We start from the raw sequence: 24,184 nt of genomic DNA, 5'->3' as shown, positions 1-24,184 counted from the left end.
ACCGTCGCCGATGGGGGCCTTCGTCGAGTCCGGGAAGGATCAGAACGCGGACTCGTCGAGCTCCATGATCGAACCGTCGATGTTCTCGGCGATCGCGCGCTCACCAGCGAGCTTCGGCAGCACGTTGCGCGCGAAGAACTGCGCCGCGGCGACCTTGCCCTCGTAGAAGCTCTTGTCAGCGGCCGAGACCTCGCCGCCGAGCTTCTCGAGCGCGACCTCGGCACCGCGCAGCAGCAGCCACGCGACGGTCAGGTCGCCGAGGACGTACACGAGGCGGGTCGTGTTGAGGCCGACCTTGTAGATGTTGTTGAGGTCGCCCTTCTCGTCCGCCGGGTTCGACGCCATGAGGTCGCTGAACGTCGCGCCGATGATCGCGCTGGCGTCGTCGAGACCCTGCTTGAGCAGCTCGCGCTCGACCTTGAGGCGACCGTTGCCGGCCTCGCTCTCGGCGAACTCCTTCACCTGCTCGGACAGGTAACCCAGTGCGGCGCCCTTGTTCTTGACGATCTTGCGGAAGAACAGGTCCTGGCCCTGGATCGCCGTGGTGCCCTCGTAGAGCGTGTCGATCTTGGCGTCGCGGACGTACTGCTCGATCGGGTAGTCCTGCAGGAAGCCCGATCCGCCGAACGTCTGCAGCGACTCGGTGCCGAGCAGGACCCACGAGCGCTCGGAGCCGTAGCCCTTGACGAGCGGCAGCAGCAGGTCGTTGATCGCCTCGGACAGCGACGCGTCCTCACCGGCAGCTTCCTTGATGATGACGTCGTCCTGCCACGTCGCGGTGTACATCGCGAGCGAGCGCAGGCCCTCGGCGTACGCCTTCTGGGTCAGCAGCGAACGGCGGACGTCCGGGTGGTGCGTAATCGTGACGCGCGGGGCCGCCTTGTCGGAGGCCTGCGTCAGGTCGGCGCCCTGGACGCGCTCCTTGGCGAACTCGAGCGCGTTGAGGTAGCCGCTCGACAGCGTGGCGGCAGCCTTGAGGCCGACCATCATGCGGGCGTTCTCGATGACGCGGAACATCTGGTTGATGCCGTCGTGCACCTCGCCGAGCAGCCAGCCCTGGGCCGGTGCGCCGTCGCCGAACGTGACCTCGCACGTCGTGGAGACCTTGATGCCCATCTTCTTCTCGACGTTCGTGACGTAGGCGCCGTTGCGCTCACCCGTCAGCTCGCCGGTCTCGTGGTCGAAGTGGAACTTGGGAACGAGGAACAGGCTCAGGCCCTTGGTGCCGGGACCGCCGACACCCTCGACGCCCACGGGGCGGGCGAGGACCAGGTGCATGATGTTCTCGGCCATGTCGTGCTCGCCCGAGGTGATGAAGCGCTTGACGCCCTCGATGTTCCACGAGCCGTCCTCGTTGGGGAACGCCTTGGTGCGGCCGGCGCCGACGTCGGAGCCCGCGTCGGGCTCGGTCAGGACCATCGTCGCGCCCCAGCTGCGGTCGATCATGTGCTGCGCGATCGTCTTGTCGCGCTCGATGCCGTTCTCGAACACGATGCGTGCGAACGCGGGGCCGCAGGCATACATCCAGATGGCCGGGTTGGCGCCGAGCACGAACTCGGCGCTGCCCCAGATCAGCGATGCCGGGGCGACCTGTCCGCCGAGCTCCTCGGGGATCTGCAGGCGCCACCACTCGGCGTCCATCCAGGCCTTGTACGACTTGGCGAACACGGGGTTCATCGTCACGGCCTTCGCGGCCGGGTCATAGACCGGCGGGTTGCGGTCGGCGTCCTCGAACGATGCCGCGAGGTCGTCGCGGGCGATGCGATCGATCTCGGCCAGGATGCTCTTCGCGGTGTCGGTGTCGACCTCTTCGAAGGGTCCCGTGCCGAGGATGTCCTGCCGGTTGAAGAGCTCGAACATGTTGAACTCGACGTCACGGAGGTTGCTCTTGTAATGGCTCATGCCAGCAATCCTTTGAGGGGTATGCGCTGCGCTCGGGCAACTTTGCTACTGGGTAGTAACTTAAGTATCCGTCTGAGCTGGAGCAATTACAAGTCAAACGCCGGATGGGCGTCTGTCTGTCCTGTCACACCCGTCGGTGCAGGTCAGCGGGCGTCGAGCCAGGCCGGAAAGTCCTCGAGCGTCGTCAGCACGGTGTCCGCCCCGGCGTCGCGCAGGTCGTCGGCGGTGCTCGGTCCGGTCGTGACGCCGACCCCGACGACGCCGGCGAGCGTGGCGGCATCCATGTCGTGCACGTGGTCGCCGACGTACGTCGTCGCGCCCTGCTCGCGCAGCACGACGCCCTTGGCCTCGCGCCATGCACCGCCGAACACCTCGCCGAGGGGCAGTCCGAGGCGGTCGACGTGCAGGCGGGCGTTGGGGGCATGCTTCGCGGTGAGCAGCAGGGTGCGGCCGAGCTTGTTGGCGGCTTCGACCGCGTCATGGGCGCCGGGCATCGCGGTGACGAGGTCCAGGGCGATCAGCGGGTAGAGCTCGCGATAGCGATCGGCCCAGTGCTTGACCTCGGCCTCGGGGACCCAGTGCTCGAGCTCCCACTCGACCGGCGGTCCCAGGCGGGACACGACGAGGTCCGTGTCGATCGCGGCGCCGCTCTCGACGACCAGCTGGTCGTACACGGCCTTGATGCCCGGCCTGGAGTCGATGAGGGTCATGTCGAGGTCGAAGCCGGTGATCACACGATCGACCCTATCGAGGACACAAGAAGGCCCCCGCGAGATTGTCGCGGGGGCCTTACGTGTGGGGGTCAGCGCAGGCTGAAAGCGTGCGGGTACGTGCGGGTGGGCACGCGGTGCTGACCGTCGGTGACGAGGGCGCGGACCGTGCGGCCGACCCCGATCACGGTGATGGCTGCAATGGAGATTCCGAGGGCGATCATGGTGGCCTCCTTCAAGGCTGTGGGGACTTCGTGTCTCAAGTATGCGCCGTGCAACTGTCAAGGACAAGCGAATAGAACTACACCTAACGTGTAGGATTGCTACATGGATGTCAATAGACTCGCTCTCCTGCGTGAACTGGCCGAACGAGGCACCGTGGGGGCGGTTGCGGATGCAATGCACGTCACACCGTCGGCGGTGTCGCAGCAGCTCAAGGTGCTCGAGAGAGAGGCCGGATACACCCTCGTCGAGCCAGCAGGGCGCGGTGTCGCCCTGACGGTGGCAGGTCGCGCGCTGGCTCAGACGGCGACCGAGATCGCCGTGGCGATCGAGCGCGCCGAGGGTCGGTGGCGCGAGTTCATGCAGCGGCCGGCCGGGCAGGTGACGATGGTGACGTTCCCGACCGGCGGAGAGATGCTGCTGTCCGGTGTGCTGACCCGGCTGGCGGACGTTCCCGAGGTCGAGCTCATCTGTTCGGACGAGGACGGCATCACGATGGACTTCGCCGATCTCACCCCCGATCACGACATCGTGCTGGCAGACTCGCCGACCACCTCGGCGTCCTGGCACGAGCGAGGGATCCAGGTCGTGCCACTCATGAGCGAGCCGCTCGACGTCGCGCTGCCCGAGGGGCATCCCCTCGCGCGGAAGTCGAGCCTGTCCCCCAAGGACGTCGTGAGCGAGAACTGGATCGGCGTGCCCAACGACTATCCGTTCGATCGGGTCCTGAGCCAGGTCGTGGCCGCGACGGGGGAGCCCGTGCGGATCTCCCAGCGCATCGCCGACAACGGGATCGTCGAGGCCCTGGTCGCCGGCGGTCACGGCATCGCGATCCTGCCCCGGTTCACGACACGTGAGCACGGCAACGGCTTGGTCACGCGGCCCCTGGTCGGCATCCGAGCCAAGCGCGAGATCTCGGCGCTGCTGCGTCCAGATCGGTTCGAGCGTCCATCCGTACGCCTGGTCGTCCAGGCGCTCCGGGACGAGGCGCGAGCCGTGGCCGACGCGCACGAAGGGGTCTGACTCAGTCCTTGAACTTGGCCATGAAGGTCCGGAACTGCTCGTTGGCGAACGACTCGGCCTGCGCGAGCGACTCGAAGTCGAGCGACGTGGTGAGGTCAGAAGAGTCGGCGATCTGCACCGAGCGCTTGATGTCGGCGTTGAGCTTGGGTTCGCGCGTGGCGTACGTGGCGGCGAGCTCGAGCGCCGCGGCCACCGGGTCACCGGCGCGCACGTTGGCGAGTCCCAATCGGTAAGCCTCGTCGGCGTCGATGATCGCGCCTCTCAGCAGGGCGGTGATGGCGTTGCCCGCTCCGATGCGTTGCGTCAGCATCCAGGTGCACCCGCCCCCGGGGTGCAGCCCGATCTCGGCGAAGGTCGGGCCGAAGCCTGCCCGCGGGCCGGCGACGATGACGTCACAGGCCAGAGCGATGTTGAGGCCGGCGCCGACGGCAGGACCCTGCACCGCGGCGATCGTCGGGATCGTCAGGTCGCGCAGGCCGAGGAACGACGCGTAGACCCGCATGAGGTGCGCTCGCATCTCCTCGACGGGTCGGTCGATGTCGCCGAACAGGTTGGCCAGATTGGCGCCGGCGCAGAACGCCGAGCCGTTGCCGGTGACGACGAGCGCACGGGCCTCGGGATCAGCCTTGACTGCGGCGACGGCAGCAGCCAGCTCGTCGAGCAGCGGCCAGTCGAGGGCGTTGCGCCGCTCCGGTGCGTTGAGGCGGATGGTCCGCACATGGCCATCGGATTCGACCAGGACAAGGGACATGCTGCCGACGCTAGTGGATCGCAGCTCGCGCGAAGTGAGGGGTTGACGAATCGAAGACACAGGTGAGACCGTCGTCACACCGCCCCAATGGTTACGCAAACAAGGAAGGCTCTTCTCGATGATGTTTACGCAACCATCGCTCCAATTTCAGGAACGCAGCCCATCGAGAAGGGTCCGACGCCGTATCGCCTCGGGGGCGATCGCGGCGTCAGTCCTCGCAGCCGGAGCGTTGGTCGCGGTCACCTTCGCTGGGCCTGCCCAGGCGTCGCCGACGACGGGGCCGACGGGCACGAGTGAGTTCCGCGGCGTGAACTGGGCGGACCCGCGTGACAACTACGCAGCTGACGAGGTCGTACCGTCCGGTCTGAGCACCAAGGACGACTACGCGACGACGTACGACAAGGCGACCGGCATCGTGTCGGAGTTCCGCCACGAGCTCAAGGCCAACACGATCCGGCTGCCGATCAACCCCTCGAGTGTCGGGACCGAGTGGTGGAAGTCGTACCAAGGTGCGATCGATGCGTCGGTGGACGGCGGCTTCAAGGTGATCCTGAGCTACTGGGAGGCGAACGATGCCAAGGACGGTCGCGTCGACGACCCGCAGGCGTTCGACGCGATGTGGGACACCGTCGTCCGCAAGTACGCCAAGAACCCGCGGGTCTACTTCGAGCCGATGAACGAGCCGTTCGGCTATTCGCTCGACGAGTGGGTCTCGCTCACCTCGTCATTCCTGGACCGGCACAGCGACGTTCCGCGCAAACGGATGGTCATCTCGGGCACGGGCTACAACGACAACGTGACCGGCGTCGGCGCGGCACCGGAGCTGAAGGGCACGCTGCTGTCGCTGCACTTCTACGGCTTCTGGGCCTCCGACACGACCGAGGAGGCCTGGCTGGCGAACCTGCGGCCGCGCATCGGCTCGTACGGCTGGCGCACGATCATCGACGAGGCCGGTTCGCCGATGACGACCGGGCTCAACTACGGCAACCACGAGGGCAACGTCTACACGTCATACCTCGGCGCGCTGACCCAGGTGGCGCGCGAGCAGGGCATGGGTCTCGTCTACTGGCCGGGCCTGGGTGACGGCGATGCGTACTCGATGACGACGCGGGTGGGCGACCAGCTCGAGGTCAACAGCGAGAGCGGCCTGGCGCAGGTGCAGTGGGGCTGGGGCCTGCTCAAGACCGAGCCGTCGAACGACCTGCCGCCGGCACCTCCGGGCGAGGTGCTGCGTGGGGTCGCCAGCAATCGGTGCGTCGACGTGCCGGGATTCTCGACGACCAACGGTGCGTCGCTCGATCTGTGGGACTGCAACGGCGGTGGCAACCAGTCGTGGAACTGGACGGCCGACAAGCAGCTCACGGTCTACGGCAACAAGTGTCTGACGATCGGTGGCGACGGGGCGAGTGCCGGCAGCCCCGCGATCATCACGGACTGCACGGGTGCGCCCAACCAGGCGTGGGAGCTCAACGCGGATCTGTCGGTCACGAGCGTCAGCGATCCTGACCTCTGCCTCGATGCCGCGGGCGCCGGCACCGGCAACGGGACTGCGGTCGACGTGTGGCACTGCAACGGTGAGTCCAACCAGCAGTGGGCGCGTTCGTAGACCGCCTCTAGACGTGGCCGCCCCCTGACCCTCCTCCGGTCGGGGGGCGGCTGCATGTCTGGAGCCGAGCGTGTCTTCGGGGCGCGTCCTCAGCGCCGGGGGATCATCGTGGGATGCCTGACGACTTCCTGATGCGGATCGACAGCCCGGAGTTCAAGGCCATGTCCGAGCGGGTCCTGGAGGTCACCGCGCTGACGTCGCGCCTCAACGTCCTGCCGTTCGAGGACGAGGCCGGCAAGGCAGAGCTGTTCGCGCAGATCCTCGGGCGGCCGCTGCCGGCACGGGTCACGATCTATCCGCCGTTCTACACAGACCACGGGCTGAACCTCGACATCGCCGAGCGGGTCTTCATCAATCAGGGGTGCACGTTCCTGGACTACGCCGGCATCCGGCTGGCCGAGCGCGTCATGATCGCCCCCAAGGTCACCTTCATCACCGGGGGCCATCCGGTCGACCCAGTGGATCGGCGGGTGTGGCTGACCGGAGGGGCGATCGACGTCGGCGAGAACGTATGGATCGGCGCGGGCGCGACGATCCTGCCCGGAGTCACCATCGGCAAGGACTCCGTGATCGCCGCTGGTGCGGTCGTGGCCGACGATGTACCGGCGCAGAGCCTGGTGACGGGTGGGAAGGCCACGGTTCGGCGCACGTGGTGACTGCTCCTGGTCCTCGAAGTCGACGACGGCCACGCGCTGCATGCACGGCTCGAGCAGGTCGACGGCAGCAAGGTGTTCCGGTGCCGTGAGGTAGTGATCCCGGTCGGCGGCAGAGGCGAACACCGCGTTCGGGGATCTCACCAGCTATGTGGGCGGTGGGTTAGTCGCCTTTCGGGCGCTCTGATGGGCGACCAGGCCACCGCCAAGGAGGGGCCCACTCGATTCCGCGGGATCGGCTCCCAGGCGGAGGCGCTCCGCGCCGGAGCTGAGAGCCGATGACGGGATCCCTTTGCGGGAGACGCTGGAGGGGCGGCTTCGCCGCGGGGGCAACGCCTCGACGGAGGGGCCCACTCGATTCCCGCCATCGGGACTGACGCCTTCGGCGTGAGAGCCGATGACGGGAATCGAACCCGCGTGTCTTGCTTGGGAAGCAAGCGCTCTGCCATTGAGCTACATCGGCGCGGTCGCCGCAGCGACCGATCACAGACTACCGAAGCCGCATACGTTAGTTTCGACTCGTGCTCCTCTCCGACCGCGACATCCTCGCCGAAATCGACGCCGGGCGTGTGGCGCTCGAGCCCTTCGACCGCGAGATGATCCAGCCGTCCAGCATCGACGTGCGCCTCGACAAGTTCTTCCGGGTCTTCGACAACCACAAGTACCCGCACATCGATCCCGCCGCCGACCAGACCGACCTCACCCGCGAGGTCGAGGTCGGCAACGACGAGGCGTTCATCCTGCACCCCGGCGAGTTCGTGCTCGGTTCGACGTACGAGCTGGTGACCCTCCCCGACGACATCGCTGCGCGACTCGAGGGCAAGTCCTCGCTCGGCCGCCTCGGCCTGATGACCCACTCGACGGCCGGCTTCATCGACCCCGGGTTCTCGGGCCACGTGACACTCGAGCTCGCCAACGTCGCGACGCTGCCGATCAAGCTCTACCCCGGCATGAAGATCGGGCAGGTCTGCTACTTCCGCCTGACGTCGCCGGCCGAGAACCCGTACGGATCGGCGAAGTACGGCTCGCGCTACCAGGGCCAGCGCGGACCAACGGCATCGCGCTCGCACGCCAACTTCCACCGCACCGAGATCTGACGCACGAGAAGGGCCCCGCACCGATCGGTGCGGGGCCCTTCTGCGTACGGGTCAGGCGGTGTGACGCTTGCGGGCTCGGAGTGCGAGCGCTGCGCCGGAGGCGGTCACGAGGGCTCCGCCGGCCAGCAGCCAGGTGAGCTCGAGGCCGCTGTCGGACTCGTCGGCGGCCAGGCCGGCGTCGATCCGGGTGGGGACCTCGACCGGGCCCTCGGCCTGCGCCTTGTTGACCTGGTCAACGGTGTCGGTGTCGCCCGAGCTGTCGTCACCGCCACCGTTGCCGGGTCCGTCCTTGTCGTCGTTGCCGCACACGCCGTGGGTCGGGCAGGGCTCCGGGTTCGTGATGACGTCAGGCCCGTCAGGCTGCGTGGGCTTCGGCTTGGGAGCGACCTTGTCGTTGGGCTCGACCGGAGGCTTCGGCTTGGGCAGCGCGATCTTGTCCTTGGGCTCGACCGGGTCGGGGATGGCCAGCTTGTCGATCGGCGGCTGCGGGTCGGTGTGCGGCTGGACGATGATGATCGGTCCGTCCGAGGCCATGGCGCTGGTCGGCACCATCGTCAGGGCGGCGGTGGTCAGCGGGGCGGCGACGATCAGGTTGCGGATGATGCGGTTCATGTCGTTCTCCTGTGGTTGGTGATGCTGCTGTTGGAAGTCGGTGTTGTTGCTTTCTCGGATGTAGGAGCAGCAGCACCCCGCAGGTCTTGCAACTTTTTCGGAGAAAGTTTTCGGACCGCGTCGTCGAGCGGTGACTTGGCGCCCAAGATGTCGGCGGCGCTGGGCCCTAGGTCACCGCCGCCAGAGCGGCGCTGGGCCCTAAGTCACCGCCCCGGGGCCGTGGGCTGGCTAGGCTGACGCGGTGAGTCTGCCCCTGGACATTTCGCCGGCTGTCGCCGCTGCGCTCGAGGCCGGTACGCCGGTCGTCGCGCTCGAGTCGACGATCATCTCGCACGGCCTGCCGCGCCCTGACAACCTCGAGGCGGCACGCGGCTTCGAGGCGATCCTGACCGGCATGGGCGTCGTGCCGGCAACGATCGCCGTGCTCGACGGTCGACTCAAGGCAGGGCTGACCGACGACGAGCTCGTACGCATCGCGGGTGAGGACATCCCGAAGCTCAGCGTCCGGGACCTGCCGATCGTGCTGGCGCAGGGCGGCAACGGCGCGACGACGGTCGCGGCGACCTCGTACATCGCCAACCTCGCCGGCATCCGCGTCTTCGCCACCGGCGGCCTCGGCGGCGTGCACCGCGGAGCGGCCGAGACGTTCGACGAGTCCGCTGACCTCAAGGTGCTCTCCGAGGTGCCGATCACCGCGGTCTCCGCCGGCGTGAAGTCGATCCTCGACATCCCGGCGACCCTCGAGCGGCTGGAGTCACTCGGCGTGATCGTGCTGGGCTTCGGCACGAGCAAGTTCCCCAGCTTCTGGCTGACGGACTCCGGCTTCGAGCTCGACTGGTCGGTGCCGGATGCAGCAGCGGTTGCCGACGTCATGGCATCGCGCGATGAGCTGGGGCAGCCCGCGGCGATCCTGGTGGCCAACCCGCTCCCGGTCGCCGAGCAGCTCGACCCCGAGGTGCACGACCGCGCCCTCGCCGACGCGCTCCGCATGGCCGACGAGCAGGGCCTGACCGGCAAGGAGGTCACGCCGTTCCTCCTGCAGACGATCGTCGGCCTGACCGGCGGCGAGAGCCTGGCGGTCAACCTCAAGATCGCCGAGAACAACATCCGGGTCGCCGGCGAGATCGCCCGATCCTGGGCGTCCCGATGAGGTCGGCACCGTGATCCTCGTCGTCGGTGACCTCGTCGACGACATCGGCGTGCGTCCGCTCGGCACGGTGAACCCCGCGAGCGACACGGTCTCGGAGATCCGGATGACCGCGGGTGGCTCGGCGGCGAACGTCGCAGCATGGCTCGGGCACCTGGGTGCGGACGTACGCTTCGTCGGCCGGTGCGGAGCTGACGGCATCGCACGCCACACCGCAGCCCTAGAGGCGTTCGGCGTGGACGCGCGCATCAGCGGTGACCCCGACCTGCCAACGGCGACGATCGTCCTGACGCTCGATGACGAGGCCGACCGCACGATGTACGTCGACCGTGCTGCCAACACGACGCTGACGACGGCGGACCTACCCGACGACGTCTGGGATGACGTGACCTGGCTGCACCTGACCGGCTACTCGTTCTTCGACGACGGTGTGCGTCCCGTCGCGCTCGGGCTCATCGCCGAGGCGAAGCGCCGCAACGCGCTCGTCAGCATCGATCCCAGCTCGCTGGGCTTCCTCGAGGCTGCCGGCCGTGACACGGTGCTGGGCTGGCTCGAGGACGCCGATCTGGTGTTCCCGAACGAGGACGAGCAGGGCTTCCTCGCCCTCGACGGCGACCGGGTCGTGCTGACCCGCGGAGCCAGGGGCGCCTCCTTCCGCGGACTGGCCGTCCCGGCGCTTCCGGCCGATGTCGTCGACACCACGGGCGCGGGCGACGCCTTCTGCGCCGGGTTCCTCGCCGAGTGGACCGTCAGCAGGGACGCCGAGTCAGCCCTGCTCGCCGGCACGCGGACGGCGGCGTCGTGCGTCGCCCAGAGGGGCGCGCGCCCCGTCACAGGAGACCGCGAAGCCGGGCCTCGAGCGAATCCTTGACGGCTTCGGTGACGGCCACCTCGATCTGCTGCTCCAGGGCGTCCTGATCGTCCAGGTTCGTGAGCACCTGGCGCAGGTCGAGGTCGTCGATGGCGCGTGTGAGCACGTCGTCAGTCTTCAGCGCGGCGTCGATCACCGAGTCGGGCAGCGCGCGGATCGCGCTCTTGAGGAGACCGTTCAGGTCCGCTGACGCGAGTGACTCGTCGACCAGCTCCGAGGCCGGCGGCAGCGTCCCCTCGTCCTTCATACGCTCGACGGCGGACTGCAGGCCGTCACGCAGTGCGTCGATCTGGGCATCGGTCGCATCGGACTGTGCCAGCTCGAGGGTGAGCGCTTCCCGGCTGACATGCAGGCGACAAGCCGCCCCGTCGATCCCGAGCAACACGAGACGCTCCGTGAGGCCGTCGATGCCACTGGCCTGCGAGGTCACCTGACGTTCGGCGCAGGGGTCCGCCGGTCGGAGCGGTTCGTACGTCCCGCCGCCATGAGCGAGCTGCACGCCGACCACCCCGCACACCAGGATCACTGCGGCCACGGGCAGGCCGACCCAGCGCGGAAGCGCGCTCACGAGGCCCTCCGCCGGCGAAGCGGGATCACGCTGACGAGGGCGAGGAGCGCGAGGCTGGCTCCAATGAGGAACGAGTCGCGGAATGCTCGCGTGGCGGCGCGCTCCACCTGCGCGTTCAGGTCGCGCTCCAGCCGGGCCGCGGCGGGGCGCTCCTCGGGGTCGAGGTCGAGCGACGCGAACGCGGGGTGCAGGTCAGGGACCTGATCCTGCTGTTCGGTCAGCTCCCGCCCCAGGGCTTCGGCGACTGCGATCTTGTCCTCGGGCCGCAGCGGAGCGTCGAGCACCAGTGACGTGACGGCCTGCTGGGCGGGGACCTGGGCGTCCCTCAAGTCGGCGGTGAACACCGGGGTGAGAATTGCCAGTCCCAGGACGACGCCGATGTGGCGAGCGCCGATGGTCCATCCCGCGTGATGCGCCCGGGGCAGTCGCATATCCACCGCCCGGGTCGTCAGCCGGTCGACGGTGAGCCCGAGTCCCAGCCCCACGAGTGCCTGTGGCGCGATGGTCCACGCGAGGGACGCCGAGGGTGGGATCGCGAGACCCAGCAGCCCGCCCGCCACCAGGAAGCAACCAACGGCGACCTCGACCTCATGCGGAGGCCGCAGCAGGCGGGCGAGCGGGGTCGCGGCAACGGCCGCGAGCGGGACGACGGAGACGGTCAGTGCTGCGGTCGCCGGGGACCGGCCCCACCCCTGGACCAGGAGCAGCACCAGCAGGAAGAGCGCCGCAGTGAGCGCGGCCGACATCAGGGCGAGGGTCACGTTGGCGCGTACGGCCGGGCGGTGCCGATCTGACAGAGGTGTCGGCGCAGCTCGTATCGCGAGCGCTGCGGGCACGGCCAGCACGGCGAACGGCACCTGCACCACGAAGATCGCCTGCCACGAGATCGCCTGGGTGAGCAGTCCACCGGCGACCGGCCCGAGAGCCGTGCCGACCACACCGGCGGTGACCCAGGACGCGACGCCGCGACGTTCGCCGTACTCGGCGACGAGCAGCTCCAGGCACCCGACCAGCGCCAACGCGCCGCCGACGGCTTGCACGCAACGCGCTGCGATCAGGACGTCGATCGAGTCCGCCATGGCGCACATCGCCGATGAGCCGGCGAACACCGCGATCCCAGTGGCGGTGAAGATGCGCGGCTGGGCGCGGGAGAAGCCCATCGCCGCCGGCACGGCCGTGAGTCCCAGCACGAGGTTGTACGCGATCAGGACCCAGGCGACCTGGGCGACGGATGCGTCGAGATGCCGCAGGATGTCAGGCAGCGCCAGCGTCACCACCGCGGAGTCGGCCAGCACCAGGGCCACCGTCACGATGAGCAGAGGGGCCACGGCACGACGCACGACCCCATCGTGGCAGCGAGGCCGAGAGAGCGCGACCGGCCGGCCGCATCGCCAAGGGTCTAGGGCGTGATGTCGGCCGTGCGCGGCGGGTCCGCCCCAGGTCGCGAGCAGGTGATCGCCGCGGCACTGCAGGCGTACATCCCGAGGTCGGTGAGCTCCGTCGGGTCGAGTTCATCTGCTGCGGGCCACGAATAGGTCGCACACCACGACAGCACGGCCGCCATGAACGAGTCGCCCGCGCCGATCGTGTCGATCACGGTGATCCTCGGGGCTTCGATGCGGGCCACGTGCTTCGAGCTGGCAACGACCGCGCCGTCACCGCCGTGCGTGATCGCGACCAGCGCGCCGTCGGCCGCGAGCCTCTGGGCCAGAGCGCCGGTCTCCTCGCCGGGGAACAGCACCTCGGCGTCCTCGTCGCTCATCTTGATGATGCTGGCGTGCGGCGCGATCGACTCGAAGGTACGCCGCCACACCGCGTCGTCGGGCTCGACCGTGAGGCGGATGTTGGGATCGAACGACACCGGTACGCCGAGGGCGTCAGCCATGACGACGAGGTCCGACACGAGGGCGGCACCTGGCTCGAGCGCCGTGCCGAGCGATCCGACGTGCACGACCTCGAACTCACCGGGGTCCGGCAGCGCCGCCGGGTACCAGGTCAGGTCGAACTCATACGTCGCACTGCCGTCGTCGGCGAGCACGGCGTGGGAGGTGGACGTACGTGCGGGGGCGGGTTCGAGGGCGTCGAGCTCGACGTCGGACTCGTAGAGGCGATCGCGCAGCAGGTCACCGTATGCGTCGTCGGCGAGCTGCGCGGCGAGCCGGGTCGGCACGTCGAGGCGGGACAGGCCGACGGCGACGTTGAACGGCGATCCGCCGGCATGGGGCTCGGGCTCCGCACCGGGCCGCTGCACGACGTCGACCAGCGCCTCGCCGACGATCAGCGCCGTCACGCGTCGGCGCCGATCGTCATCGCGGCTGACGGCGCGAGCGGCAGGTCAGGAAGGGTCAGCGCGTTGAACGCGTGATAGGCGTCGGGCTTGCCGCGCCACGTGCGGGTCGTCAGGCGCATCGCGGGGGACAGCTCGTGGTGCCACGCCCCGGTGTCGGGGTCGATGTAGTGCTCGTCGATCTCGGACCACCAGCGCTCGGCAAGCCCGGCGTAGATGGGCTTGGCGGACCAGGTGTGCAACGCCTCCGCGGCCAGGACGGCCTCGGCGATGACCCAGTGGAACCGCTCCTCGACGATCGCCTCGCCGTGCCAGTTGGTCGTGTAGGGCAGGCCCGGCTTGTCGTCGCTGACGGTGTCGTCGACTGCCCGCGCGAACAGCGCCTCAGCGGCCTCGCCCAGCCAGGGGCGGGGGTCCTCCATCCCAGCGGCGAGCTGGAGCAGGAGTCGCGACCATTCGAACGCGTGGCCGGGGGTGGCGCCGAACGGCCGGAACGGGTCCGCGGGCTGGTCCTCGTTGTACGACGGCAGTGGCGTCCAGTCGTGGTCGTAGTGCTCGGGGATCCGCCACTCGTGAGCGCGGGCGTGAATGCCGATGACGCGCTCACAGATCGCCAGCGCCCGGCGACGCCAGATGTCCTCCCCGATGACGTCGGCCGCGAAGAGGTAGGCCTCGACCGTGTGCATGTTGCTGTTGGCCCCGCGATAGCCGTCGACGACGGACCAGTCCTCACTGATGTCCTCGACGCAGCGGCCCTCGTCGGGATCCCAGAACCGCTGGCTGTGCACCCGGGCCGCCTCCGTCATCAGCTCGGCGGCCCCTTCGACCCCGGCCGCCTTGGCGCTCGAGGCCGCGAGCAGCACGAACGCGTGGCCGTAGCAGCCCTTCGTCCTGTCCACGACGTCTCCGTCGAAGTCGACGAGGTCGTACCAGCCGCCGTTGACGTCGTCGTGGAACAGCGTCGCCAGCGCGCGTACGCCGTGGGCCGCCATGCGCTCTGCCTCGTCATCACCCCCGAGGTAGGCGAGAGAGAAGACGTACGTCATGCGGGCGGTGATCCAGAGCTCGAGGACCTTGTCGCGGTCAGGGCTGCCGGTGTCGTCGAGCCAGTAGAAACCGCCCTCCTGACGCCACGACTGACGGGCGAACGCGAGCAGCTTCCTACGCGCATGGTGTCGCCACGCGGCGCTCCCCGGATAGCTCATGGCACCAACCTAGTGGTCTTCGAGGTGCGGTCAGGGCCTCGCGCTCTCCCAGAAGCGCGACGCCTGACCCCCCTACTTCACGACCGGGAGGGTCAGCACCTGGGCGGTGCTACCGGTCGCGATGCTGACCACGTTGGTCACCAGGCCGCCGCGGTAGTTGGTCGACCCGCCGGCCACGACGAGGCGCAGCTGGTGGCCCGCCGCGAACCGGTGGGCGATGGCCGGCAGCGTCACCGTGAACGGCTGGTTGACGTCCGGGACGCGTACCGGTGCGATCAGGTTGTGGATCAGCGACGCGTTGCCGGCCGGATCGACGTCGAGCACCTTGACGAACACCACGAGCTTGCCGGTCGCGTCGAGTCCCTGCGTCAGGGCCGCGGTCGGCGAGCTGACCTGGAGTCGCAGGCTCGGCGAGCCGACCACGTCGACGTTCTGGGTCAGCGCAGCCGTCGTCCAGGACGCGGTGGTGCCGGGCAGGTCGGTCTCGGGCAGCGGGAGGGTGCTGCCCACGACGTCAAGCGGGTCGGTCGACGTCGGTATGCCCGCGACGGGGGTGACGAAGTTCTGGGTGCCGGCCGCGAGACCCACCGGGTTGGTCGTCAGGGCCGAGCCCGACAGGTAGTACTTCGTCGCCGTGCCGACCGGGTAGGCCGCTGCGGATCCATACGCGGGGGTCGCGATGCCGGTGTAGGGCACCCAGTCGCGGAAGAACGCGAACTCCGGGCCCGTGCCGACCGACGAGCCCTTGAGGTAGTGGTCGAGCCAGTCCGACACCCGGCGCGTGACGTGCTCCGTGGCGGGGTTGGGCGATCCGAAGCTGAGCTCGCCGGGGACGTTGGGCCCGGAGTGGCCGCCGCTGAACCAGATCATCTTGGCCGGCGTGCCCTGGTTCTTGAGAGCCCGATAGTTGGCGATGCCCTCGTTGAGGTTGAAGAGCGTGTCGTTCTCGCCCTGGATGACCAGTGTCGGGATCGTGACCTTGGAGACGTAGCTGCTGACCGAGGCGTGCCGCAGCGCTGCGGTGGTGCCTGGGTCGAGCGTGCCGGTCGCGGCCGCGGTGACGAGTGCGGGGCAGACGAAGAACGCGAAGTTGGGGCAGCCGATGAGCCGCCCGGGATCGGCGCCGGCGTTGGACGCTCCGTCGGCCACGCCCTTGCCCGAGAACCCGAGCGCCCAGACCAGCTTGGCCGCGCCCGGCGTCGAGGTCTGGACACCGGTGGTCTGCGAGGTGTTGTTGGGCGCCAGGGAGTACGACAGGTCGCTCCAGGTGATGATCGGGACGATCGTGTCGACGCGCTTGTCCACGGAGGCTGCGGCGAACTGCACCTGACCGCCGTACGAACCGCCGACCATGCCGACCCGAGGATCGTTGGCGACGGCATGGCCGGCGTGATCCTTGGTGTCGCGCTGCACGACGTCGAGTGTCGGCGCGGGAGTCGTGTGGGCGGCGTCCGTGAACGCGATGCCGCTCTTGCCACCGAGATAGCTCACGAGCTGGCTCGCCGCCTTGCCGTCCCAGTCGGGGTCGTCGAGCGTGATCTTGCAGCCCGAGCCACCGAAGCCGAGGCCCGAATAGCTCAGCACGGCGTAGCCACGGGCGGCGAACTCCTTGCCGATGCCGGCCTGGTCGTCCTTGGACCCGCCGAAGCCGTTCGTCGTGAGGATCGCGGGGACACGGTTGGTCGGGGACGCGGTCGCGGGCGTGTAGAGGTCGCCGACGATGTCGCACACCTCCGAGCCCGTCGGGCCGATGTTCACCTTGAAGTGCAGGGGCGTGATGGTCACGGTCTCGGCGGCCTGGGCGACGGTGGTCGCGGAGACTAGCGGAGCGGCGGTCAGCGCCGCGGCTGCGAGGGCGAGGAGGGGACGGCTCGGGCGCATGGGACTCCTAGGTTTCTTACCGGTGAGTAACCCAACGAGCCAGATGTGCCCGGGGTCACGTACGCCGCAGCCTCCGAGCGATTTCCGCGGCTGTCGCGCGTACGTCGTCGACCAGCTCGCCGACCGGCTGGCGACTCTCCCAGGTGACCGCGACCGAGGCGTGGATCGTGCCGGCGTCGATCGGCGCCGCGATCGATGCGAACCCCTCGGTGACCTCGCCGTCCTCGGTCGCATAGCCCCGCTGACGGGTCGTGGCCAGCAGACGGCGCAGCTCGGTCGGCGACCGCGGGCCGGTGCCCGTGCGGGACGTGAACGCGTCCTTGCGGGGATAGAGCGCCGTGACCTGGGCGGCCGGGAGCGAGGCGAGGATCGCGCGACCCGATGCGGTCAGGTGGGCCGGCAGGCGTACGCCGACATCGGTGACGAGCGGAGGGCGGCCGGGTGCCCGCTCCTCGAGGACGTAGAGGACGTCGGAGCCGTGCAGCACGACGAGGTGCGCGGACTGGCCGACCCGGTCGACCAGGCGCGCGAGTGGGATGCGCGCGAGCCGGGCCAGCGGCTCCTGGCGGGCGAAGCCGTGGCCGACCTCCCATGCCGCGATGCCCATGCCCCACGTGCGGTCGTCGGGGTAGTGGACCACGAAGTCCTCGTCGGCCATTGCGGTGAGCAGGTGGTACGCCGAGGAGCGCGGCAGCCCGAGTGCGCCGGCGATGTGGGTGGCCGAGACCGGAACGGGCTGGCCGGACAGGAAGCGCAGCACGCGCAGGGCGGCGGTGGCGGCGGGAACGGGACGGGCCATGCACCCAGTGTCTCGTATGCGAGACACGATCGCCGTGTGACCGCTAGCGCGGTGAGCCGTGCGGGCGTGCAATGGAGACATGGCACAAGTGACGGTTGGAGTGGGCGCGATCGCGCCGGAGGATGTCGTGCGGGTGGCACGCGAGGGTGCCACGGTCGAGCTGAGCCCGGAGGCGCGCGATGCGATCAAGCGGGCCCGCGCGTACGTCGACGAGCTGGCCGCGTCCGACGTCCCGGTCTACGGCATCTCGACCGGATTCGGTGCGCTCGCGACGCGGCACATCGAGCCTGGCCTGCGCACGCAGCTGCAGAAGAGCCTGATCCGCTCGCACGCCGCCGGCACGGGCCCGCGCGTCGAGAACGAGGTCGTCCGGGCGCTGATGCTGCTGCGCCTGTCGACCCTCGCGAGCGGGCACACCGGCGTACGCCTGGAGACCGCCGAGGCGTACGCGTCGATGCTCAATGCGGGGCTGACGCCGATCGTGCGGGAGTACGGCAGCCTGGGCTGCTCCGGTGACCTGGCGCCGCTGGCGCACTGCGCGCTCGCGGTGATGGGCGAGGGCGAGGTGGACGACCAGGGAGTCGTACGCCCTGCGGCCGAGGCGCTCGCTTCGCATGGCCTTGAGCCGGTCGAGCTCGCCGAGAAGGAGGGCCTCGCGCTGATCAACGGCACCGACGGGATGCTCGGCATGCTGGTGCTGGCGCTGCACGACCTGCGTCGCCTGCTGGACACCGCTGACCTCGCCGCCGCCATGAGCATCGAGGGGTTGATGGCGACAGATCGCGTGCTCGCCGCCGACCTGCAGGCGCTGCGCCCGCACCCCGGCCAGGCCGCTTCGGCTGCGCACATGGCATCGCTGCTCGCCGGGTCACCGATCGTCGCGAGCCACCGGCACGGTGACGGTCGGGTGCAGGACGCGTACTCGCTGCGCTGCGCACCTCAGGTGCACGGCGCCGCCCGCGACACCCTCGAGCACGCGGCGACGGTCGCCGGTCGTGAGCTCGCCTCGGCGATCGACAACCCGTCGGTGCTCGACGACGGGCGCATCGAGTCGCACGGCAACTTCCACGGTGCACCGCTGGCGTACGTGCTGGACTTCCTCGCGATCCCCGTCGCCGATGTCGCGAGCATGAGCGAGCGACGGACGGACCGGTTCCTCGACGCCGCGCGGAGCCAGGGCCTGCCGCCGTTCCTCGCCGACGATCCCGGCGTCGACTCGGGGCACATGATCGCGCAGTACACGCAGGCCGCGATGGTGTCCGAGCTCAAGCGGCTCGCGGCGCCGGCCAGCGTCGACTCGATCCCGTCGAGCGCGATGCAGGAGGACCACGTCTCGATGGGCTGGTCCGCGGCACGCAAGCTGCGCACCTCGGTCGACCTGCTGACCCGGGTGCTGGCGGTCGAGATCCTCACCGCTGCACGCGGCATCGACCTGCGGGCCCCGCTCGAACCGTCGACGGCGACCGGTGCCGCGATCGCCCTGCTGCGTACGAAGGTCGCCGGACCGGGCCCCGACCGCCACCTCTCACCCGACCTCGAAGCCGCCACGGAGCTCGTCCGCGACGGCTCCCTTCTCGAAGCGGCCCATTCAAGGAGTGACTCATGACCCGTCCCACCGTTCGTGCTGCACACGGCTCGACCCTGACCGCGAAGTCGTGGCAGACCGAGGCGCCGTTGCGCATGCTGATGAACAACCTCGACCCCGAGGTTGCGGAGCGCCCGGAGGACCTCGTCGTCTACGGCGGCACCGGTCGCGCGGCGCGGAGCTGGGAGGCGTACGACGCGATCGTCCGGACCCTCGAGACGCTCGAGGACGATGAGACGTTGCTGGTGCAGTCCGGCAAGCCGGTCGGCGTCTTCCGTACGCACGAGTGGGCGCCGCGCGTGCTGATCGCCAACTCCAACCTGGTCGGCGACTGGGCGACGTGGCCGGAGTTCCGCAAGCTCGAGGCCGAGGGCCTGACGATGTACGGCCAGATGACTGCGGGCTCATGGATCTACATCGGCACGCAGGGCATCCTCCAGGGCACGTACGAGACCTTCGGGGCCGTGGCTCGCAAGAGGTTCGACGGCACGCTCGCCGGCACGCTGACGCTGACGGGTGGCTGTGGTGGCATGGGCGGTGCGCAGCCGCTCGCCGTGACGATGAACGAGGGCGTGGCGCTCGTCGTCGACGTCGACGAGACGCGGCTGGAGCGCCGGGTCAAGCACGGCTACCTCGACGAGTACTGGACCGATCTCGACGAGGCGGTCGAGCGAGCGGTCGCGGCCAAGAACGAGGGCCGCGCGCTCTCGGTCGGCATCGTCGGCAATGCCGCGACGGTGTTCACCGAGCTGCTCGAACGCGGCACGCCGATCGACATCGTGACCGACCAGACCAGCGCGCACGATCCGCTGAGCTACCTGCCCGAGGGTGTCTCGGTCGCCGACTGGCACGCCGAGGCGGAGCGTGACCCGGCCGGGTTCACCGAGCGGGCCCGTGCGTCGATGGCCAAGCAGGTACGCGCGATGGTCGGCTTCATGGACGCTGGCGCCGAGGTGTTCGACTACGGCAACTCGATCCGCGAGGAGGCCCGTCTCGGCGGCTTCGAGCGCGCCTTCGAGTTCCCCGGGTTCGTGCCGGCATACATCCGGCCGCTGTTCTGCGAGGGCAAGGGCCCGTTCCGCTGGGCCGCGCTGTCCGGCGACCCGGCCGACATCGCCGCGACCGACCGGGCGATCCTCGAGCTGTTCCCCGAGGACGAGCACCTGGCCCGCTGGATCACGAAGGCCCAGGAGAAGGTGCATTTCGAGGGCCTGCCCGCGCGCATCTGCTGGCTCGGCTACCAGGAGCGGCACCTCGCCGGGCTGCGGTTCAACGAGATGGTGGCCTCCGGGGAGCTGAGCGCCCCCGTCGTGATCGGCCGCGACCACCTCGACTCCGGGTCCGTTGCCTCGCCCTACCGCGAGACCGAGTCGATGGCCGACGGCTCCGACGCGATCGCCGACTGGCCGCTGCTCAACGCGCTGCTCAACACCGCGTCGGGAGCCACCTGGGTGTCGATCCACCACGGCGGTGGCGTCGGCATCGGCCGCTCGATCCACGCCGGGCAGGTCATCGTCGCGGACGGCACGGAGCTGGCCGCGCAGAAGATCGAGCGTGTGCTGGTCAACGATCCGGGTACGGGAGTCATGCGGCACGTCGACGCCGGCTACGACCGGGCCGCCGAGGTCGCGAAGGAACGAGGCCTACGAGTCCCCATGCTGGAGGCGTGATGAACACTGTTCCGACCCCTAGGCCGAGGAACGAGGCCGGGAGGGAGCGAGGAACGAGCGACCGAAGGGGCGTACGACGAGAGGCTCGGGCGAGCACTCGACCTCACCACCCTTCGCTCGCAGAGCTCGCTCCCAGTCGGCCGCGGGCGGCCTCCTTAGGGAGCGCATAGTGCTTGAAGCGATCGCTGACATCGGGAAGGACGCGCGGACGGGCGGCTATCGGCGCTTCGCCTGGAGCGATGCCGACATGGCGCTGCGTGAGTGGTTCGCCGGCGAGGCTGCCGACCGCGGCATGGAGCTCGACGAGGACGGCAACGGCAACCAGTTCGCCTGGTGGGGCAGCGGCGACGACGCGCTGCTGATCGGCTCGCACCTCGACTCGGTGCCGGACGGCGGAGCGTACGACGGACCGCTCGGCGTGGTCTCGTCGTTCGCCGCGGTTGACGAGCTCCGCGCCCAGGGCCACGCGCCGAAGCGACCGGTCGTCGTCGGCAACTTCGCCGACGAGGAGGGTGCCCGCTTCGGCATCGCCTGCGTCGGTTCGCAGCTCGTCACCGGTGCGCTGTCGGCCGACAAGGCGCTGAGCCTCAAGGACCGCGACGGACATACCCTCGCCGAGGTCATGACGGCCCGCGGTCGCGACCCGCGCGGCGTCGGGCGTACCGACCTCCTCGACCGCATCGGTACGTTCATCGAGCTGCACGTCGAGCAGGGCAGGTCGTTGATCCATTCCGATGCCGCCGTGGGTGTCGCGACCGCGATCTGGCCGCACGGCCGCTGGCGGCTCGACTTCTGCGGAGAGGCCAATCACGCCGGAGCGACGTTGATGGAGGACCGGCACGATCCGATGCAGGCGTATGCCGCGACGGTCCTCGCGGCCCGCCGCCTCGCCACCGACGCCGGTGCGCGGGCGACCTTTGGCCGGCTCGAGGTCGAGCCCGGCGGCACCAACGCGATCCCGTCACGCGTACGCGCGTGGCTCGATGCCCGCGCCGCCGACGAGGGGCAGCTCGACAAGCTTGTCGACGCGCTGACGCACCAGGCCCGCGCCGCGGCGGACCCGGACGGCACGACCGTCGCCCTCACGACCGAGTCGGTCAGCCCGGCCGTGGAGTTCGACGTGCCGCTGCGCGATCGTCTGGCGAGCCTGCTCGACGCGCCGGTGCTCCCGACCGGAGCCGGTCATGACGCCGGCGTGCTCAGCCCGCACGTGCCGACGGCGATGCTCTTCGTCCGCAACCCGACGGGCGTCTCGCACTCCCCGGCGGAGTTCGCCGAGGACGCGGACTGCCAGGCCGGCGTCGAAGCGTTGACCACCGTGGTGCGAGCCCTTTCGTGACGGCCGTCCCGGCGTTCGCCAACTGCCACAGCCACGTCTTCCACCGTGCGCTGCGCGGCCGCATCACCGGCGCCGACTCGTTCTGGACGTGGCGCGACCAGATGTACGCGCTCGCGGGGGTGCTGGACCCCGACCTGCTGTTCGACCTGGCCCGGTCGACGTATGCCGAGATGTACCTCGCGGGCATCCGCAGCGTCGGCGAGTTCCACTACCTGCACCATCGCCCCGACGGCCGGCCGTACGACGACCCGAACGCGATGGGCGAGGCGCTGATCGCTGCCGCTCGCGAGGCCGGCGTGCGCATTGCGCTGCTCGACACCTGCTACCTCGCGGCCGGCTTCCTTTCGACAGGCTCAAGGGGCAAGGAGGTCGAGGGTGCGCAGGTGCGGTTCAGCGACGGGGATGCCGAGGCGTGGGCGTCGCGCGTCGAGCAGCTCGCGCAGAAGCATGCCGGCGAGGACGACGTCGTGATCGGCGCCGCGATCCACTCCGTGCGCGCGGTGCCTCGTGACCAGCTCGCGACCGTCGCTGCAGCGCTGCCGGACGCTCCGTTGCACGTGCATGTCTCGGAGCAGCCGGCCGAGAACGAGGACTGCCTCGCCGCGACGGGGCTGACCCCGGTCGCGCTGCTGGCCGAGGCGGGCGCGTGGACCCCTCGCACGACCGCGGTCCACGCCACTCATCTGACGCCCGACGACATCGCGACGCTCGGCGACGCCAGGGCGTACGTCTGCTTCTGCCCGACGACCGAGGCCGAGCTCGCCGACGGCATCGGGCCGAGTGTCGCGCTCCGCGAAGCGGGAGCGAGGCTGACATTGGGCTCGGACAGCAATACCGTCATCGACATGTTCGCCGAGGCCCGCGCCATCGAGATGCACCAGCGCCTGGCCTCGGGCGTGCGCGGTGCGTGGAGCGCCGAGCAGCTCTGGCAGGCCGCGAGCGCGAACGGGCACGAGTCGCTCGGGTTCCCGGCCGGCGACACGATCGAGATCGGTGAGTCCGTACGCACCGCCGGCGCCGTCGAGCTGCTGTGGGCGGCGAGCGCGGAGGACGTCGTTGGCGACCGAAGCGACGTCGCCGAACAGCTCGATGCCGCGATTGACGCCTGCTGGAGCCGCACATGACGATGCTCGTCACCAACATCGGTGAGCTTGTCACGTGGGACGCCGACCGGCCGATCTTGCACGACGCCGCGTTCATCGTCGAGGGTGGGCGGATCGCGTGGTTCGGGCATCGCCGTGACGCCCCGGCCGCCGACTCGGAGCGCGACGTCGGCGGAGCGGCAGTGATCCCCGGCTTCGTCGACTCGCACACGCACCTGGTGTTCGCCGGTGACCGGTCCGCCGAGTTCGAGGCGCGGATGACCGGCGAGCCGTACGCCGCAGGTGGCATCCGCACCACGGTCGCCGCCACGAGGACCGCGCCCGACGAGCAGCTGTCCGCCAACGTCGCCCGCCACCTCGCGGAGATGCGGGCCCAGGGCACCACGACCGCCGAGATCAAGAGCGGCTACGGGTTGACGGTGCTCGACGAGGCCCGGTCACTCGCGATCGCGCAGACGTTCACCGACGAGACCACCTTCCTGGGCGCTCACGTCGTGCCCGACGGCACGGACGTTGCGGCGTACGTCGAGCTGGTGACCGGCGCCATGCTCGAGAAGTGCGCGCCGTACGCCCGGTGGATCGACGTGTTCTGCGAGGACGGTGCCTTCGGCGAGGACGAGGCCCGCACGGTCCTGAAGGCCGGCCTCGCCGCCGGGCTCCTGCCGCGCATCCACGCCAATCAGCTCGGCCACGGACCCGGGGTGCGGCTCGCGGTCGAGCTCGGTGCCGCCGCGGCGGACCACTGCACCTACCTCAGCGATGCCGATGTCGACGCACTCGCCGGCTCCGACACCGTCGCGGGGCTGCTGCCGGGCGTCGAGTTCTCGACCCGTCAGCCCTATCCCGACGCGCGCCGCCTGCTCGATGCCGGTGTCACGGTCTCGCTGGCGACCGACTGCAACCCCGGGAGCTCCTACACCTCCTCAATGCCGTTCTGCATCGCCGTCGCCGTGCGCGACATGGGCATGAGCCCGCGCGAGGCGCTGTGGTCCGCGACGAAGGGCGGGGCGCTGTCGCTGCGCCGCGAGGACGTCGGCCATCTCGGCGTCGGCGCCAAGGCCGACTACGCGGTGCTCAATGCCCCGTCGTTCGTGCACCTCGCCTACCGCCCCGGCGTCCCGCTCGTCGCTGCCATCGGCTGAACGGGGCGCCT

General features: G+C 69.8%; 22 protein-coding genes and 1 tRNA gene. 11 read left to right on the top strand and 12 right to left on the bottom strand.

Annotated elements, in window-relative coordinates; all coding sequences use genetic code 11:
• Positions 1-39 precede the first annotated feature (39 nt).
• The 3 genes from AC1DVU_RS03860 to AC1DVU_RS03850 form a co-directional block, all read right to left on the bottom strand.
• On the bottom strand, positions 40-1,902 hold the full coding sequence (locus AC1DVU_RS03860; protein WP_476921103.1) for an acyl-CoA dehydrogenase: 1,863 nt from the start codon (positions 1,900-1,902) through the stop codon (positions 40-42).
• Positions 1,903-2,045: 143 nt separating this feature from the next.
• Positions 2,046-2,636, bottom strand: coding sequence for an HAD family hydrolase (locus tag AC1DVU_RS03855; RefSeq protein ID WP_476921102.1), 591 nt, complete (start codon positions 2,634-2,636; stop codon positions 2,046-2,048).
• A gap of 68 nt (positions 2,637-2,704) precedes the next feature.
• On the bottom strand, positions 2,705-2,836 hold the full coding sequence (locus tag AC1DVU_RS03850; RefSeq protein ID WP_476921101.1) for a hypothetical protein: 132 nt from the start codon (positions 2,834-2,836) through the stop codon (positions 2,705-2,707).
• A gap of 103 nt (positions 2,837-2,939) precedes the next feature.
• Here AC1DVU_RS03850 and AC1DVU_RS03845 point away from each other — a divergent pair, with 103 nt between their 5' ends.
• Positions 2,940-3,857, top strand: a complete 918-nt coding sequence (locus AC1DVU_RS03845; RefSeq protein WP_476921100.1) for a LysR family transcriptional regulator — start codon at positions 2,940-2,942, stop codon at positions 3,855-3,857.
• A 1-nt stretch (position 3,858) separates the two neighbouring features.
• Here the strand turns inward: AC1DVU_RS03845 and AC1DVU_RS03840 are convergent, their stop codons facing one another.
• Positions 3,859-4,608: an enoyl-CoA hydratase gene (locus tag AC1DVU_RS03840; protein ID WP_476921099.1), complete on the bottom strand. Its 750-nt coding sequence runs from the start codon at positions 4,606-4,608 to the stop codon at positions 3,859-3,861.
• 307 nt (positions 4,609-4,915) lie between these two features.
• On the opposite strand from AC1DVU_RS03840, the gene AC1DVU_RS03835 reads away from it, so the two are divergent.
• Together AC1DVU_RS03835 and AC1DVU_RS03830 are read left to right on the top strand one after the other, a co-directional pair.
• Positions 4,916-6,214 (top strand): ricin-type beta-trefoil lectin domain protein, encoded by a 1,299-nt coding sequence (locus AC1DVU_RS03835; protein ID WP_476921098.1) that lies wholly within the window; start codon positions 4,916-4,918, stop codon positions 6,212-6,214.
• 113 nt (positions 6,215-6,327) lie between these two features.
• Positions 6,328-6,870: a sugar O-acetyltransferase gene (locus tag AC1DVU_RS03830; RefSeq protein WP_476921097.1), complete on the top strand. Its 543-nt coding sequence runs from the start codon at positions 6,328-6,330 to the stop codon at positions 6,868-6,870.
• 389 nt (positions 6,871-7,259) lie between these two features.
• Here AC1DVU_RS03830 and AC1DVU_RS03825 read toward each other — a convergent pair.
• Positions 7,260-7,330, bottom strand: a tRNA-Gly gene (locus tag AC1DVU_RS03825).
• A 58-nt stretch (positions 7,331-7,388) separates the two neighbouring features.
• Between AC1DVU_RS03825 and dcd the strand changes: the two genes are divergently transcribed.
• Positions 7,389-7,964: a dCTP deaminase gene (gene dcd, locus AC1DVU_RS03820; RefSeq protein ID WP_476921096.1), complete on the top strand. Its 576-nt coding sequence runs from the start codon at positions 7,389-7,391 to the stop codon at positions 7,962-7,964.
• A 51-nt stretch (positions 7,965-8,015) separates the two neighbouring features.
• On the opposite strand, the gene AC1DVU_RS03815 is transcribed toward dcd, so the two are convergent.
• Positions 8,016-8,576 (bottom strand): hypothetical protein, encoded by a 561-nt coding sequence (locus tag AC1DVU_RS03815; RefSeq protein WP_476921095.1) that lies wholly within the window; start codon positions 8,574-8,576, stop codon positions 8,016-8,018.
• Positions 8,577-8,817: 241 nt separating this feature from the next.
• On the opposite strand from AC1DVU_RS03815, the gene AC1DVU_RS03810 reads away from it, so the two are divergent.
• Together AC1DVU_RS03810 and AC1DVU_RS03805 are read left to right on the top strand one after the other, a co-directional pair.
• Positions 8,818-9,726, top strand: coding sequence for a pseudouridine-5'-phosphate glycosidase (locus AC1DVU_RS03810; RefSeq protein WP_476921094.1), 909 nt, complete (start codon positions 8,818-8,820; stop codon positions 9,724-9,726).
• 10 nt (positions 9,727-9,736) lie between these two features.
• Positions 9,737-10,594 carry a carbohydrate kinase family protein gene (locus tag AC1DVU_RS03805; RefSeq protein WP_476921093.1) on the top strand — a complete coding sequence of 286 codons (858 nt, stop codon included), beginning with the start codon at positions 9,737-9,739 and terminating at the stop codon, positions 10,592-10,594.
• Here the strand turns inward: AC1DVU_RS03805 and AC1DVU_RS03800 are convergent.
• From AC1DVU_RS03800 to AC1DVU_RS03775, 6 genes are all read right to left on the bottom strand, one after another.
• Positions 10,554-11,162 (bottom strand): hypothetical protein, encoded by a 609-nt coding sequence (locus tag AC1DVU_RS03800; RefSeq protein ID WP_476921092.1) that lies wholly within the window; start codon positions 11,160-11,162, stop codon positions 10,554-10,556. The two genes, AC1DVU_RS03805 and AC1DVU_RS03800, sit on opposite strands and share 41 nt — an antisense overlap.
• Positions 11,159-12,502: an MFS transporter gene (locus tag AC1DVU_RS03795; protein WP_476921091.1), complete on the bottom strand. Its 1,344-nt coding sequence runs from the start codon at positions 12,500-12,502 to the stop codon at positions 11,159-11,161. Before AC1DVU_RS03795 ends, AC1DVU_RS03800 begins: the two co-directional genes overlap by 4 nt.
• A 59-nt stretch (positions 12,503-12,561) precedes the next feature.
• Entirely contained in the window at positions 12,562-13,452 is an 891-nt protein-coding gene (locus tag AC1DVU_RS03790) for a carbohydrate kinase family protein (RefSeq protein ID WP_476921090.1), read from the bottom strand.
• Positions 13,449-14,654 carry an AGE family epimerase/isomerase gene (locus AC1DVU_RS03785; protein ID WP_476921089.1) on the bottom strand — a complete coding sequence of 402 codons (1,206 nt, stop codon included), beginning with the start codon at positions 14,652-14,654 and terminating at the stop codon, positions 13,449-13,451. Before AC1DVU_RS03785 ends, AC1DVU_RS03790 begins: the two co-directional genes overlap by 4 nt.
• 72 nt (positions 14,655-14,726) lie before the next feature.
• Positions 14,727-16,535: a CocE/NonD family hydrolase gene (locus tag AC1DVU_RS03780; protein WP_476921088.1), complete on the bottom strand. Its 1,809-nt coding sequence runs from the start codon at positions 16,533-16,535 to the stop codon at positions 14,727-14,729.
• Positions 16,536-16,590: 55 nt separating this feature from the next.
• Positions 16,591-17,334 (bottom strand): IclR family transcriptional regulator, encoded by a 744-nt coding sequence (locus tag AC1DVU_RS03775; protein ID WP_476921087.1) that lies wholly within the window; start codon positions 17,332-17,334, stop codon positions 16,591-16,593.
• Positions 17,335-17,413: 79 nt separating this feature from the next.
• On the opposite strand from AC1DVU_RS03775, the gene hutH reads away from it, so the two are divergent.
• From hutH to hutI, 5 genes are all read left to right on the top strand, one after another.
• Positions 17,414-18,940: a histidine ammonia-lyase gene (gene hutH, locus AC1DVU_RS03770; RefSeq protein ID WP_476921086.1), complete on the top strand. Its 1,527-nt coding sequence runs from the start codon at positions 17,414-17,416 to the stop codon at positions 18,938-18,940.
• A complete protein-coding gene (hutU, locus tag AC1DVU_RS03765; RefSeq protein WP_476921085.1) occupies positions 18,937-20,589 on the top strand; it encodes a urocanate hydratase in 1,653 nt (550 codons plus the stop codon). Before hutH ends, hutU begins: the two co-directional genes overlap by 4 nt.
• 169 nt (positions 20,590-20,758) lie before the next feature.
• A complete protein-coding gene (locus tag AC1DVU_RS03760) occupies positions 20,759-21,928 on the top strand; it encodes an allantoate amidohydrolase (protein WP_476921084.1) in 1,170 nt (389 codons plus the stop codon).
• Complete coding sequence (locus AC1DVU_RS03755; protein ID WP_476921083.1) at positions 21,925-23,052, top strand: formimidoylglutamate deiminase; 1,128 nt, start codon at positions 21,925-21,927, stop codon at positions 23,050-23,052. Before AC1DVU_RS03760 ends, AC1DVU_RS03755 begins: the two co-directional genes overlap by 4 nt.
• Positions 23,049-24,173, top strand: a complete 1,125-nt coding sequence (hutI, locus tag AC1DVU_RS03750; RefSeq protein ID WP_476921082.1) for an imidazolonepropionase — start codon at positions 23,049-23,051, stop codon at positions 24,171-24,173. The genes AC1DVU_RS03755 and hutI overlap by 4 nt, the downstream gene beginning before the upstream one ends.
• Positions 24,174-24,184: the final 11 nt, after the last annotated feature.

The organism is Aeromicrobium sp. P2_G6, from assembly GCF_056403535.1.
The sequence above is the reverse complement of the archived record's forward strand: the minus strand, read 5'-3'. Positions and strand labels throughout refer to the sequence as shown.